This is a genomic window from Sphingomonas yantingensis (assembly GCF_014199325.1).
Taxonomy (GTDB): Bacteria; Pseudomonadota; Alphaproteobacteria; order Sphingomonadales; family Sphingomonadaceae; genus Sphingomonas; species Sphingomonas yantingensis.
Genome location: NZ_JACIJJ010000001.1, coordinates 800,875 through 814,430 on the forward strand (window position 1 = coordinate 800,875; position 13,556 = coordinate 814,430).

The window sequence follows — 13,556 nt, forward strand, 5'->3', positions numbered from 1 at the left end:
CGCGTTTCCGTACACCGCTATGGCGCGTCGATGTGCGACCTGCCACCCTGTCCCGATGGACCGTTCCGGCAGCCTGCGTTGATCGCTCTCGACCGCCGGACGATGCTGGGCGGTGCGGCGGCGCTGACGCTCACGGCATGCGCGCGGGCGCGGGAAAGCGGCGCATTGCGCTTCTGGGCAACGGGATATGAGGGCGATTATTCGCCGCACCTGATGGTCCCCTTCACCGCCGCGACGGGGATCGAGGTCGAGACGCAGTCGGTACCGAGTACCGCGGCGCACGAGAAGTTCCTGACCGCGTTCGCCGGCGGCGTGCTGCCCGACGTGTTCATGCTCCCCTCGGGCTGGGTGGGGGAGTTCGCGATGATCGGCGCAGTGGCGCCGGTGCCGTCGCCCGCGCTGGTCGCCGACACGCTGCCCGCCGCGCGCGCGATCGCTCAGGTGGGCGGGCGCGACTATGCCGTGCCCTGGGCGATCGCGCCGCAGGTGCAATTCTATCGCCGCGATCTCCTGGGCGCGGCCGGGTACGACGCGCCGCCGACCGACTGGGCGGGCTGGCTTCGCATGGGCAGCGCGCTGAAAGGGCGGCGGCCAGGTGAGTTCGTGTTCCTCGCGCTGCTCAACTGGCCCGATACGCTGTTTTCGATGCTCTATCAGGCTGGCGCGACGTTGTTGCGCGACCGCGATACGCGCGGCAATTTCCGCACGGACGAGGCGCGCGAGGCGTTCGCCTTCTACAAGTCGCTGTTCGACGAGGGGCTGGCGCCCAAGGTTTTGTCGACCGAGGTGCAGGACCCCTATGCCGCGTTCGCGCAGGGGCGGTTTGCGGTCTGGCCGAGCTGGCCGACCCTGCTCCTCGACTTGCACCGCCGCGCGGCCGAACTGCCGCGCGAACGATGGGGCGTCGCGCGATTGGCCGGACCGAACGGGCCGGGGCCGGCGACGATGGTCGCCAACAGCCTGTGCGTCGCCTCCACCTGCGAGCGTCCGGCCGAGGCATGGGCGCTGGTCCGCCATCTCTCCTCCGCGGCGAGCGAGCTTCGCTTCCAGTCGCTAATCGGCAATCTGCCCGCGCGGGCGAGTGCATGGGACGCGCCGCAGATGGCCGACCCCGTCCTCGCCCCCTTTGCCGAGCAGATGCGCCAGCCCGCCATCGCCCCGCCCGTGGTCGAGTGGGAGCGAATTCAGAACGAGGTGCAACTCGTCGCCGAGCGGATGGTGCGCGGCGGCCTGTCGATCGACGAGGCGCTGGCGGCGATCGACACGCGCATCGACCGCATCCTCGCCAAGCGCCGCGCGCTGGTCGAGGCGGGGCGGATCGCATGAGCCGGCAGGAGCGCGCCGCCTGGCTGTTCGCCGGTCCGGTGCTGGCGGCGATCGCGGCGATGCTGGTGCTGCCGGTCGCGCTCGCGCTGCTGCTGGGGCTGACCGATTACAGCATCTATGCGCTGGCGGATCTGAAGAACCTGCGCTTCGTCGGTCTCGCCAATTTCACCGAGCTGCTGGCGACGCCGCTGTTCTGGCGCGCGCTCGGCAATACCGCGCTGTTCGCGGCCCTGGGCGTGCCGATGGCGATCGGCGCGTCACTGGCGGCGGCGCTGCTGCTCCACGACGCGACGGTGCGGTGGAAGCCGCTGTGGCGCGTCGCGCTGTTCGCCCCCTATGTGACAAGCGTGGTGGCGACCGCGATAGTCTGGCGGTTCGTGCTCAACACGCGGTTCGGGTTGCTCAACTCGGCGCTGGGCGCGGCGGGGATCGGCCCGGTCGACTGGCTGGGCGATCCGCGCGCCTCGATCCCGGCGATCCTGCTCTTCGTCACCTGGAAGATCTTCGGCTACAACATGATCGTCTTCACCGCCGCGCTGTCGGCGGTGCCGGGTGAGCTGATGGAAGCGGCGCGGCTCGATGGCGCCTCCCGCTGGGGGCGGTTCCGGCACGTGACGCTGCCCGCGATCGGGCCGACGCTGCTGCTTGCCGCGGTGATGAGCGTCGCGGGGTTTCTCCAGCTTTTTGCCGAACCCTATGTGATGACCATGGGCGGGCCGGCGCAGAGCACCGTCACCGTCCTCTATTTCATGTTCGACGAGGGGTTCAGGTGGTGGAATCTGGGTCAGGCGTCGGCGACGGCGCTCATTCTGTTCGTCCTGATCCTCGGCGTGACGGCGGTGCAGGCGCGGATCGGGCGGCGGTACCAATGGCTGTGAGGCGGCGGACCCTGCGCGCGATCGTCGCCAACGGCGCGGTGGCGGCGCTGACCGCGGTGACGCTCGTCCCGCTCGTCTGGATGGTCACGGTGTCGTTCATGCCGCGGGGCAGTTCGTCGCAGGTGCCGGTGCCGTTCTGGCCCGATCGCTGGAGCATCGAGAATTATTACGAGCTCCTGGTCCGCCGCCAGTTCGAGGGCGCGTGGTTCGACTATCGCATCCTGCCGGCGCTGCTCAACAGCATCGGCGTGGCGGCGATCGCGACGCTGCTCGGGCTCCTGCTGACCGTGCCCGCCGGCTATGCCTTCGCCAAGCTGCGGTTTCGCGGGCGCGAGCGGCTACTCAAGCTGCTGATCGCCGCGCTGGTGGTGCCGGGGCAGGTGGCGATGCTGCCCTTGTTCCTGATGTTCAAGGAACTGGGCCTCGTGAACAGCTATGCCGGCGTCATCCTTCCGGGCCTTGCCGGCGTGTTCGCGGTGCTGTTCGTGCGCCAGGCGGTGCTGGCGATCCCCGACGAGATGCTTGACGCCGCGCGGATCGACGGGGCGGGGGAGGGGCGGATCTTCGTCTCGATCGTCCTTCCGCTGATCGCGCCGATCACGGTGACGCTGGCGCTCTTCATCTTCCTCGGCAGCTGGAACGACTTCCTTTGGCCGCTCATCATCCTGTCGGATCAGGAGCGCTACACGCTCCCCGTCGCGGTCGCGGCGATCATGCGCGAGCATGCCGCCGACGGCGAGCTGATGATGGCGGCGTCGGTCGTCACGACGCTGCCGGTGCTGCTGATCTTCCTGCCGCTCCAGCGCTTCTATATCGGCGGGCTCTTGGGCGGCAGCGTCAAGGGCTAGCGCGGCAGCGCGTCGCCCGCGGCATCGAACACCTGCACGCGGTAGGGGGCGGTACCGAAGCGCAGCACCTCGCCCAGCGTCACCGCGCGGTCGCCGGGCAGCTGCGCGACGAGCGAGGTGTCGAGGTGCGCGAAGGAAAGGGGGCCAAGCCGCTCGAACAGTTCCACCGCGCCGACGAACGGCCCGTCGGGATCGGGCTCCAGATGCTCGGGTCGGATGCCGATCGTCACCGCACTCCCCAGCGCGTCGGCGGGTGCGCGCGCGATGCTGCGCTGGCGATGGCCGTCCGCCAGCGTCACTTCGATGCCGGTGTCGTCGGTGGCCGAGACCGTCGCGGGCAGCAGGTTGATCCCCGGCGCGCCGATCGCCCGCGCGACGGCCAGGTTGGCGGGGCGGGCATAGAGGTCGAGCGGCGCGCCCACCTGTTCCACCCGGCCGCCGCCCATCACGACGATGCGGTTGGCGAGCGTCATCGCCTCGAGCTGGTCGTGCGTCACATAGATCATCGTCGCGCCCAGCCGCCCGTGCAGCCGTGCGAACTCGTGCCGCATCCGGACGCGCAATTCGGCATCGAGGTTCGACAAGGGTTCGTCGAGCAGCAGCACCTTGGGTTCGCGCACGATCGCGCGGGCGATCGACACGCGCTGGCGCTGCCCGCCCGACAATGCGGCGGGGCGGCGGTGGAGCAAGGCGCCTAGTTCGAGCGTGTCGGCGACCTCGGCGACGCGGGCCGCAATCTCGGCGCGGGGGCGGCGCTGGACCTTCAGCGGGAAGGCGATGTTCTCGGCGACCGACAGATGCGGGTAGAGCGCGTAGGACTGGAAGACCATGGCCAGCCCTCGGTCGGCGGGCGCCGCGTCGGTCACGTCGCGCCCGTCGATCAGCACGCGGCCGTCGCTCGGCACTTCGAGCCCCGCGATCATGCGCAGCAGCGTCGACTTGCCGCAGCCCGACGGGCCGACGATCACCGCGAACTCGCCATCGGCGACCGCAAGGTCGGTGGGTTCGAGCACCGTCACCGCGCCGAAGCGCTTGGTCAGGCCCTGGATTTCGACGGTCGCCACGTCAGGCGGGGACGCGGCTGGGTAAGACAGTCATCGCCGCTACCGTGCGCGCGGCCGCTGCGGCTGGCAAGCATGGGAACAGCCCGCCCCGCGCGAACGCGAAGCGGGCTGCCTTCCTCCCCAGGAACTGGATGCCGCGTCAGGCGGCGAACTGGTTCATCGTGTTGTGGACGCCGCCCGCCTTCAGCGCGGCCTCGCCGGCGAAATATTCCTTGTGGTCGTCGCCGATGTCGCTGCCCGACATGTTCTGGTGCTTCACACAAGCGATCCCCTCGCGGATCTCCTTGCGCTGCACGCCCGCGACATAGCCGAGCATTCCCGCCTCGCCGAAGTACTCCTTCGCCAGATTGTCGGTCGACAACGCCGCGGTGTGATAGGTCGGCAGCGTGATGAGGTGGTGGAAGATGCCCGCCCGCGCCGCGGCATCGCGCTGGAAGGTGCGGATGCGCTCGTCGGCCTCCGTTGCCAGATCGGTGCCGTCGTAATCCACGCTCATCAGCCGCGCGCGGTCGTAGCCCGACACGTCGCGGCCCTCGCCTGCCCAGGCGTCGAACACCTGTTGGCGGAAGTTGAGCGTCCAGTTGAAGCTGGGCGAATTGTTGTAGACGAGCTTGGCGTCGGGGACGACCGCGCGGATGCGGTCGACCATGCCGGCGATCTGCTCGATATGCGGCTTCTCGGTCTCGATCCAGAGCAGGTCCGCGCCGTTCTGAAGGCTGGTGATACAGTCGAGGACGCAGCGATCCTCGCCCGTACCCGCGCGGAACTGATAGAGGTTCGAGGGCAGGCGCTTGGGCCGCATCAACTGGCCGTCGCGGTTGATGACGACGTCGCCGTTGAGGCTGGCGGCATCGACCGGCTCGCAATCGAGGAAGCGGTTATACTGGTCGCCGAGGTCGCCGGGCTCCTTGGAAAAAGCGATCTGCTTGGTGAGGCCGGCGCCGAGCGAGTCGGTACGGGCGACGATGATGCCGTCGTCGATGCCGAGTTCAAGGAAGGCGTAGCGGATCGCGCGGATCTTTTGCAGGAAATCCTCGTGCGGGACCGTCACCTTGCCGTCCTGGTGCCCACACTGCTTTTCGTCCGACACTTGGTTCTCGATCTGGAGCGCGCAGGCGCCCGCCTCGATCATCTTCTTGGCAAGAAGGTACGTCGCCTCGGCATTGCCGAAGCCCGCGTCGATATCGGCGATGATCGGCACGACATGCGTCTCGTGATTGTCGATCGCGTTGAGGATGCGCTGCTCCTCGATCGCGTTGCCCGCCTCGCGCGCCTTGTCGAGGTCGCGGAACAGGCCACCCAATTCGCGCGCGTCCGCCTGGCGCAGGAAGGTGTAGAGCTCCTCGATCAGCGCGGGGACGCTCGTCTTCTCGTGCATCGACTGGTCGGGCAGGGGGCCGAACTCGCTGCGCAGCGCGGCGATCATCCAGCCGGAGAGATAGAGGTAGCGGCGCTTGGTGGTGCCGAAATGCTTCTTGATCGCGATCAGCTTCTGCTGGCCGATGAAGCCGTGCCAGCAGCCGAGCGACTGGGTGTAGTTCGCGGGGTCCGCGTCGTAGGCGGCCATGTCCTCGCGCATGATCTTCGCGGTGTAGCGCGCGATGTCGAGGCCGGTGCGGAAGCGGTTTTGGAGGCGCATCCGCGCCACCGAATGCGCGTCGATCGCGGCCCAGGGGGCACCCGCGGCGGCGATGGTGCGGGCGGCGTCGGCGGTCGTCTGGGCAAGGGTCATGGCACGTCTCGCTTCGTGAAGGTACCACCGGGTTATCGGCGGCGCTGTCACGAATCGAGGTAATCAGTCAGCTTTTGACGTGATGAAGTCCGCTTAACTGCAAAATGCAGTGAAACTCTGTAAATTCTTCACTTTAATCGAGCTGCGTGAAGGACCTTTATCGGCTGCGCAATCATCTGGCCGGGGAAGTGGCCGCCCGGCTGGGTCGGCGCATTCAGGATGTTGTAGATCACGTCCATCCCCTCGACCACGCGGCCGAACGCGGCATAGCCCAGATTGTCGCCGGGCTTGGTCGGATCGGCATCGAGGCTCGGCTGGTCGCCGACGCTGATCGTGAAGTCGCCGCGCGCGCTGCCCGGCTCGAACCGCGCGACGCTGATCGCGCCGTCGAGGTGCTTGACCCCGGTCTGCGTCGTCGGCTCGTGCCTGATCGGTGGGAGGGCGCGCTTGGGATCGTTCTGCACGCCGAACTGGACGAAGCCGAACTTCTCCCCCGCCTTGACCGTCCGATAGAAGGTGATGCCGTCCAGCCGCTTCTGATCGACATATTTCAGGAAATTGGCGGCGGTGACGGGCGCGCGGTCGGTCTCGACCGCGACGACGAAGCGGCCCTTGTCGGTGTCGATCGCCACCCGCTCGGTCTTCGGCTGGGGGGCGGGGGCAGGGGCCGGCGCGGTCTGGAGCGCGGCGGCGAACAGGCAAATGATCGGCATCAGGCTCACAACGCAAACTCCTTTGCCCCGGTGCAGGCACGTCCCCATGTTGCAGCAAACCGCCCCGGATCGTAAGGCCGGAGCATTCCGTTTTCTCGACGAAAGTTTGCCCGATGACGACCCATTCGACCCGCATGCTGATCCTGGGCTCCGGCCCTGCCGGGCTGTCCGCGGCGATCTATGGCGCGCGCGCCGGCATGGAGCCGATCGTCGTGCAGGGCATCCAGCCCGGCGGCCAGCTGATGACCACCACCGATGTCGAGAATTACCCCGGCTTTCGCGAGGTCATCCAGGGCCCCTGGCTGATGGACGAGATGCAGGCGCAGGCAAGCCATGTCGGCACGCGCCTGATGTACGACACCATCGTCGAGGTCGATCTGTCGCGCCGGCCCTTCCGCCTGATCGGCGACGGCGGCGACGTGTACGAGGGCGAGACGCTGGTCATCGCGACCGGCGCGCAGGCCAAGTGGCTCGGCCTCGACAGCGAGGAGGCGCTCAAGGGCAAGGGCGTCAGCGCTTGCGCAACGTGCGACGGCTTCTTCTATCGCGGCAAGAAGGTGGCGGTGATCGGCGGCGGCAACACCGCGGTCGAGGAGGCACTGTACCTCACCAACCATTCGCCCGACGTGACGCTGATCCACCGCCGCGACACCCTGCGCGCCGAGAAGATCCTGCAGGCGCGGCTGCACGCCAACGAGCGGATCACGACGCTCTGGAACAAGGAAGTCGTGCGCTTCATCGACGGCGGCGGCACCGCGGGGCTCGTCGCGATCGAGCTGCGCGACACGGTGACAGGCGAATTGTCGACGCTCGACGTCGATGGCGGCTTCGTCGCGATCGGGCATCACCCCGCGACCGAGCTGTTCCGCGGCCATGTCGCGCTCGACGACGATGGCTATATCGCGGTCGAGACGGGCTCGACGCGCACGAACGTGCCGGGCGTGTTCGCGTGCGGCGACGTGATGGACAAGGTCTATCGCCAGGCGATCACGGCGGCGGGCACCGGCTGCATGGCCGCGCTCGACGCCGAGCGGTTCCTTGCCGAGGCGGAGTTCGTCGAGGAACAGGCGCAGGCGGCGGAGTAAGCGGCGGGGCGCCCGCGCGGCGCCCCGATCCGGTCAGCGCGTCGGCGCGGCCCTTCCTGCGAAGGTAACGATGCTCTCCGCGCCGCCCGCCAGCGCGGACACGCCGAAGAAATAGTCGTCGACGATCACGCCCTTCGCAGTGAAGCTCGTCGCGTCGGCCCCCACATCCGCATGGTCGGTCCAGTCCTGCGCGTCGTTGCGGCGCCAGTGGATGCGATAGCCGGTGGTGCCGGGCACCGCCGCCCACTTCACCGCCGAATCGACGCCGAGCGCGCCGTCGACGCTGACGCCCGTGGGCGCGGAGGGCGCGTCGGCGAGGCGGCGTGCCACCGCGACGTTGATCGCCGTCACCTTGGCCGCATAGTCAAAGTTCATCTTGTCGATCGTGTCGCCATAGACGCGGCCGTTTTCGGTGCGCAGATTCTGGTGCTGCTGGTCGTAATTCTCGACCCCCACGGTGAAGCGGACAGCGGGATAGCCGAGGCGCAGGAACGCCTCGTGATCGCCGCCGCGGCCGAAGCGGTCGGGGCGGCGTACGGCGAATACGTCGAGCGCGCCGGGCATCGCCTTCGCCGTCGCGTCGATCGCCTTGGCGAGCGCGCGACTGGGGCCGTCGTCCTCGCCGCCGTCGCCGCGACGCTTCTTGGCTTCCTCGATCGTCTCGACCTGGCGGATGCCCTCCGAGAAGACGCGCACCCGGTCGGCGACGCGGCGGCCATCCTGCCCCACGGTGTTGCCGACGATATCGTTGTTGAGGACCGCATCGACGATCCAGCCGCGCTGCTTGGCGGTTTCCGCGAGCAACGTCGCGCCCCACAGCCCCTGTTCCTCACCCGACAGCGCCGCATAGACGATCGTCGCGCGGTGCTTGGACTTGGACAGGAGGCGCGCCGATTCGATCGCCAGCGCCACGCCCGATGCGTCGTCATTGGCGCCCGGCGCTTCGCCCGCGGCGTCCATCACGTCGGAATTGCGGCTGTCGAGATGGCCCATGATGATGACGACGCGGTTGGGCTCGGTCCCCGGCTGGATGGCGAGCACGTCGGCGATCTCGACGCCCGTAGGCGCGCGCGGGCCGGTGAAGCTGCGGGCGATCCGCTCGGTCCTGAGGCAGCCGCCGCACGCCTTGCCGATCGCCTTGAACTCGGCCTCGACCCAGTTGCGCGCCGCACCGATGCCGCGCTTGGGATCGGTGGTGGTGGAGGCCGAGTGGCGGGTGCCGAAGCTTACCATCTTCTGCACGTCGGCGCGCATCCGTTGCGGCGAGGGCGCCTCCTGCGCGGTGGCGGGGACGGCGAGAAGGGCGAGGGGGATCAGGGTTTTGCGCATCAGCCAAATGGACCCGCCGATCCGCGCGGTGTCAACTGAGACGATCGATCCCGTCGCGGTCGAGGCTGCCGGGGATAATCATGACGGGCACGGGGAGCGCGCCCGCATCGGTGCCCGCGAAATGCGTGACGAGCGGCCCCGGCGCGCCGCTTGCCGCTGCGCCGAGCACGAGTGCGGCGATCTCCGGGTTCGCGGCGATCATCTCGCGCACGATCTTCGGTCCGTCGCCCTGGCGCACGGTGATCGAGGGCTTGAGCCCCGATTCGGACAGGAGTGTGCCCGCCGCGCCGGCGACCAGCGCCTCGGCATGCAGGCGCGCTTCCTCCTCCATCGTCGCCATTACCCCGCCCCACTGGACGAACTCGGTCGAGGGGACGAGCGCGAGGATCTCGACCGATCCGCCCGTCTTGACCGCGCGCCGCGCGGCAAAGCGCATCGCGATCTCCGCCTCCGGGCTTTCGTCGATGACCACCAGATAGGTGCGCATGTGCCGGTTCCTCTCCCCCCGATGGACCAGAGGTGGCCCGGTCCGCGGCCCAGCGCAAGATACGTATGCGCGCGTGCCGGCCCTTGACCCCGCGCGGTCGGATGGCGAAGAGGCCTCAACCCCAGCGAACAGGCAGGATTCCTTCCATGTCCATCGAACTCAAGATGCCCGCACTCTCGCCGACGATGGAGGAGGGCACGCTTGCCAAGTGGCTCGTGAAGGAAGGCGACACGGTCAAGGCCGGCGACATCATGGCCGAGATCGAGACCGACAAGGCGACGATGGAGTTCGAGGCGGTCGACGAGGGCACGATCGCCAAGATCACCGTCGCCGAAGGCACCGACGGCGTGAAGGTCGGCACGGTCATCGCGATCCTGGCCGAAGAGGGCGAAGATGCCGGTTCGGTCGAGGCGCCCAAGGCAGAGGCTCCGAAGGCAGAGGCGCCGAAGGCCGAAGCGAAGGCCGAAGCCCCCAAGGCCGAGGAAAAGCCCGCCCCCGCGCCGACCCCTGCGCCTGCCCCCGCCGCCAAGAGCGACGGCAACCGCGTGAAGGCCAGCCCGCTGGCGCGCCGCATCGCTGCCGAAAAGGGCGTCGACCTGTCGGGCGTGTCGGGCAGCGGCCCGAACGGCCGGATCGTCAAGGCGGATGTCGAGGGCGCGAAGCCCGGCGCTGCCGCTGCCCCCGCCGCCAGGAGCGAGGCTGCGCCCAAGGCCGAGGCCGCCGCGCCCGCGCCCGCCGCTGCGCCGACCGAGGCGAAGGCCGTCTGGTACGACGAGTCGATCCCGCACGAGGTCGCCAAGCTCTCGAACATCCGCAAGACGATCGCCCGCCGCCTGACCGAGGCGAAGCAGACGATCCCGCACATTTACCTGACCGTCGACATCCGCCTCGACGCGCTGCTCAAGCTGCGCGGCGAGCTCAACAAGGGGCTGGAGAAGCGCGGCGTGAAGCTGTCGGTCAACGACATGCTCATCAAGGCGCTGGGCGTGGCGCTGGAAGCGACGCCCAAGTGCAACGTCACGTTCCTGGGCAACGACCTTGTCAGCTACCACCGCGCCGACGTGTCGGTGGCGGTGTCGACGCCCACCGGCCTCATCACCCCGATCGTGCGCGATGCGGCCAACAAGGCGCTGTCGAAGATCTCGACCGAGATGAAGGAACTGGGCGCGCTGGCGAAGGACAACAAGCTCAAGCCCGAACAGTATCAGGGCGGCACCGCGAGCCTCTCCAACATGGGCATGTTCGGGATCAAGCAGTTCGAGGCGGTCATCAATCCGCCGCAGGGCATGATCCTGGCGATCGGCGCGGGCGAGAAGCGCCCCTACATCGTCGACGACGCACTGGGCGTCGCGACGGTCATGTCGGCCACTGGCAGCTTCGACCACCGCGCGATCGACGGCGCGGACGGTGCCGAGTTGATGAAGCTGTTCAAGGAGCTGGTCGAGAACCCGATGGGTATGATCGCCTGAAGGTAACGCCGCCGTGCCCGCCAATCGCGTCGTCGTCGAATTGCTCTACGTCGCATCGGGCGTGCTGGCGGCGTTCGCGATCGGCTGGGCGGCGGCATGGGCCTATCCGGTCGGGCGGGCCAATATCTGGCTCGTAACCTATGTATCGGCGGCGGTGGTGGTGCTGCTCGGTATCCGCCCGGTGCTGCGCGCGATCCGCGGAGAAACGAAGTGAGTGAAACCCCGCCCGACCGCGCGCCCGCGCTGCGCGTCACGACGATGCCCGCCGATGCCAATGCTTACGGCGACATCTTCGGCGGCTGGCTGATGAGCCAGATGGACATGGCCGCGGGCCTTGTCGCCGCGCGCTATTCCAAGGGACGGGCGGTCACCGTCGCGATGGACGGGATGCAGTTCCACGCGCCCGTCGCGGTCGGCGATGAGGTGTCGGTGTTCTGTGACATCGTCAGGGTCGGTCGCACGTCGATGACGATCGCCGTCGAAGCCTGGCGCCGCGACCGTCACCAGGAGGAACAGTGCCGCGTTACGCAGGCGCAGTTCGTGTTCGTGGCGGTGGACGAGCAGAAGCGCCCGCGGGTGATCGGTGAGGGGTAATGCCGCTTCCTTTCCCTCCCCCCTCGCGGGGGAGAGTGCGAGGTCGGTTCTGCCCCTGGGAGAACCGAAATGGCGCGGGGCGCCGTTTCCCTCGCATTGGGCCCGCGCCGAAGGCGTGGGAGGGAGAGGGGTCGCGCTCGCCAGAGCGCGGTCGATGCGCCGCCAGCCGACCGATGCCGAGCGTGTTATGTGGCGGCTCCTCCGCGCGCATCGTTTCGCTGCAACCAAATGGAAGCGTCAACAGCCGATCGGCCGATACATCGTCGATTTCGTCTGTTTCGAGCGTCGTCTGATCGTTGAAGCTGATGGCAGCCAACACGCCGACAACACCTATGACGTCGCGCGCGACGCATGGCTCCGGGCGCAGGGGTTCGCGATCCTCCGTTTCTGGAACGACGACATTCTGAACAATGCCGAAGGCGTGGCGACCGCCATCCTCGCGGCGCTGAACGGCAGCGAGGCCGGCATCGAGCCGGCCCCGCCGCCACCCCCTCTCCCCGGCCCTCCCCCGCAAGGGGGGAGGGAGAGCATGGAGCTTTGAATGGCTGACACCTACGACCTCATCGTTCTCGGCTCCGGGCCCGGCGGCTATGTCGCGGCGATCCGCGCGAGCCAGCTCGGACTCAAGACCGCGATCGTCGAGCGCGAGTTGCTCGGGGGCATCTGCCTCAACTGGGGCTGTATCCCGACCAAGGCGCTGCTGCGTTCGGCCGAGATCTTCCATTACATGCAGCACGCGAAGAATTACGGGCTGGCCGCCGAGAAGATCAGCGCCGACCTGGATGCGGTGGTCAAGCGGTCGCGCGGGGTGGCCAAGCAGCTCAATCAGGGCGTCACGCACCTGATGAAGAAGAACAAGATCGCCGTCCACATGGGCGAGGGCAAGCTGACGGGGAAGGGCAAGCTCAGCGTCACCGACAAGGACGGCAAGACGACCGAGCTCAGCGCCAAACACATCATCCTGGCGACCGGCGCGCGCGCCCGCGACCTGCCGGGCACGCCCGCAGACGGCAAGCGCGTCTGGACCTATCGTCACGCGATGACGCCGACCGAGATGCCGACCAAGCTGCTCGTCATCGGATCGGGCGCGATCGGAATCGAGTTCGCGAGCTTCTACAACGACATGGGCGCCGAGACGACCGTCGTCGAGATGATGGACCGCATCGTGCCGGTCGAGGATGCCGACGTGTCCGCCTTCCTCGAAAAGTCGCTGGTGAAGCAGGGGATGCGCATCCTGACCAAGGCGGGCGTCAGCGACATAAAGGTCGGCGGCGACGGCGTATCGGTCAAGTTGAAGGACAAGGCCGGCAAGGAAACGACCGAGACGTTCAGCCACGTCATCACCGCGATCGGCATCGTCCCCAACACCGAGAATCTGGGGCTTGAGGCGCTGAAGGTCGAGGTCAACGACCGCGGGTTCCTGAAGACCGATCCGATGTGCCGCACCAATGTCGATGGGCTGTGGGCGATCGGCGACATCACCGCGCCGCCGTGGCTGGCCCACAAGGCGAGCCACGAGGGCGTGATCGCCGCCGAGAGCATCGCGCAGGCGCTGGGCAACAAGGACGTCCACCCGCACGCGATGGACGTGCGCAACATTCCCGGCTGCACCTATTGCCATCCGCAGGTGGCCAGCGTCGGCCTGACCGAGGCGAAGGCGAAGGAAGCGGGTTACGAGGTCAAGGTCGGCAATTTCCCGTTCATCGGCAACGGCAAGGCGATCGCGTTGGGCGAGGCCGAAGGCTTCATCAAGACGGTGTTCGATGCCAAGACCGGCGAGCTCTTGGGCGCGCACATGGTCGGCGCCGAGGTGACCGAGCTGATCCAGGGCTATACCGTCGGCAAGACGCTCGAGACGACCGAAGCCGAGCTGATGCAGACCGTCTTCCCGCATCCGACGCTGTCCGAGATGATGCACGAAAGCGTGCTGTCGGCGTACGGCAAGGCGCTGCACATCTGACCGGTCGGGGGCGGCGGATCGGTCCGTCCGCCCCCCGATAAATGCCGCTGACAGAAGCGAGTTTGCGCGTC

The 13,556-nt window shown here is 68.1% G+C and carries 14 protein-coding genes; 9 read left to right on the forward strand and 5 right to left on the reverse strand.

Annotation, left to right across the window (positions count from 1 at the left end; genetic code table 11):
* The first annotated feature begins 30 nt into the window (after window positions 1-30).
* The 3 genes from FHR19_RS04080 to FHR19_RS04090 are packed head-to-tail and all read left to right on the forward strand — an operon-like array spanning window position 31 to window position 3,052.
* Window positions 31-1,326: an extracellular solute-binding protein gene (locus FHR19_RS04080; protein WP_184024676.1), complete on the forward strand. Its 1,296-nt coding sequence runs from the start codon at window positions 31-33 to the stop codon at window positions 1,324-1,326.
* Window positions 1,323-2,204: a carbohydrate ABC transporter permease gene (locus tag FHR19_RS04085; protein WP_184024678.1), complete on the forward strand. Its 882-nt coding sequence runs from the start codon at window positions 1,323-1,325 to the stop codon at window positions 2,202-2,204. The genes FHR19_RS04080 and FHR19_RS04085 overlap by 4 nt, the downstream gene beginning before the upstream one ends.
* On the forward strand, window positions 2,201-3,052 hold the full coding sequence (locus tag FHR19_RS04090; protein WP_343053152.1) for a carbohydrate ABC transporter permease: 852 nt from the start codon (window positions 2,201-2,203) through the stop codon (window positions 3,050-3,052). The genes FHR19_RS04085 and FHR19_RS04090 overlap by 4 nt, the downstream gene beginning before the upstream one ends.
* On the opposite strand, the gene FHR19_RS04095 is transcribed toward FHR19_RS04090, so the two are convergent.
* From FHR19_RS04095 to FHR19_RS04105, 3 genes are all read right to left on the reverse strand, one after another.
* A complete protein-coding gene (locus FHR19_RS04095; RefSeq protein ID WP_184024681.1) occupies window positions 3,049-4,116 on the reverse strand; it encodes an ATP-binding cassette domain-containing protein in 1,068 nt (355 codons plus the stop codon). The two genes, FHR19_RS04090 and FHR19_RS04095, sit on opposite strands and share 4 nt — an antisense overlap.
* Window positions 4,117-4,255: 139 nt before the next feature.
* Window positions 4,256-5,848 carry an isocitrate lyase gene (locus FHR19_RS04100; protein WP_184024684.1) on the reverse strand — a complete coding sequence of 531 codons (1,593 nt, stop codon included), beginning with the start codon at window positions 5,846-5,848 and terminating at the stop codon, window positions 4,256-4,258.
* Window positions 5,849-5,976: 128 nt separating this feature from the next.
* Window positions 5,977-6,561 carry a peptidylprolyl isomerase gene (locus FHR19_RS04105; protein WP_184025865.1) on the reverse strand — a complete coding sequence of 195 codons (585 nt, stop codon included), beginning with the start codon at window positions 6,559-6,561 and terminating at the stop codon, window positions 5,977-5,979.
* Between the two features lie 113 nt (window positions 6,562-6,674).
* On the opposite strand from FHR19_RS04105, the gene trxB reads away from it, so the two are divergent.
* Entirely contained in the window at window positions 6,675-7,646 is a 972-nt protein-coding gene (gene trxB / locus FHR19_RS04110) for a thioredoxin-disulfide reductase (protein ID WP_184024687.1), read from the forward strand.
* Between the two features lie 33 nt (window positions 7,647-7,679).
* Here trxB and FHR19_RS04115 read toward each other — a convergent pair whose 3' ends face one another.
* Complete coding sequence (locus FHR19_RS04115) at window positions 7,680-8,975, reverse strand: M28 family metallopeptidase (protein ID WP_184024690.1); 1,296 nt, start codon at window positions 8,973-8,975, stop codon at window positions 7,680-7,682.
* Between the two features lie 31 nt (window positions 8,976-9,006).
* Entirely contained in the window at window positions 9,007-9,462 is a 456-nt protein-coding gene (locus FHR19_RS04120) for a universal stress protein (protein ID WP_184024693.1), read from the reverse strand.
* Window positions 9,463-9,608: 146 nt separating this feature from the next.
* On the opposite strand from FHR19_RS04120, the gene FHR19_RS04125 reads away from it, so the two are divergent.
* The 5 genes from FHR19_RS04125 to lpdA all read left to right on the forward strand — a co-directional run bounded on the left by FHR19_RS04125 (window position 9,609) and on the right by lpdA (window position 13,485).
* Window positions 9,609-10,931, forward strand: coding sequence for a pyruvate dehydrogenase complex dihydrolipoamide acetyltransferase (locus FHR19_RS04125; RefSeq protein ID WP_184024696.1), 1,323 nt, complete (start codon window positions 9,609-9,611; stop codon window positions 10,929-10,931).
* A gap of 13 nt (window positions 10,932-10,944) precedes the next feature.
* Complete coding sequence (locus tag FHR19_RS17610; RefSeq protein WP_246359276.1) at window positions 10,945-11,145, forward strand: hypothetical protein; 201 nt, start codon at window positions 10,945-10,947, stop codon at window positions 11,143-11,145.
* 44 nt (window positions 11,146-11,189) lie between these two features.
* Window positions 11,190-11,525, forward strand: coding sequence for an acyl-CoA thioesterase (locus tag FHR19_RS04130; protein WP_246359340.1), 336 nt, complete (start codon window positions 11,190-11,192; stop codon window positions 11,523-11,525).
* 115 nt (window positions 11,526-11,640) lie between these two features.
* The gene (locus FHR19_RS04135) at window positions 11,641-12,066 is read left to right on the forward strand and encodes an endonuclease domain-containing protein (RefSeq protein ID WP_425505947.1); all 426 of its coding nucleotides are present in this window, start codon (window positions 11,641-11,643) and stop codon (window positions 12,064-12,066) included.
* Window positions 12,067-13,485, forward strand: a complete 1,419-nt coding sequence (gene lpdA, locus FHR19_RS04140) for a dihydrolipoyl dehydrogenase (RefSeq protein ID WP_184024705.1) — start codon at window positions 12,067-12,069, stop codon at window positions 13,483-13,485.
* Window positions 13,486-13,556: the final 71 nt, after the last annotated feature.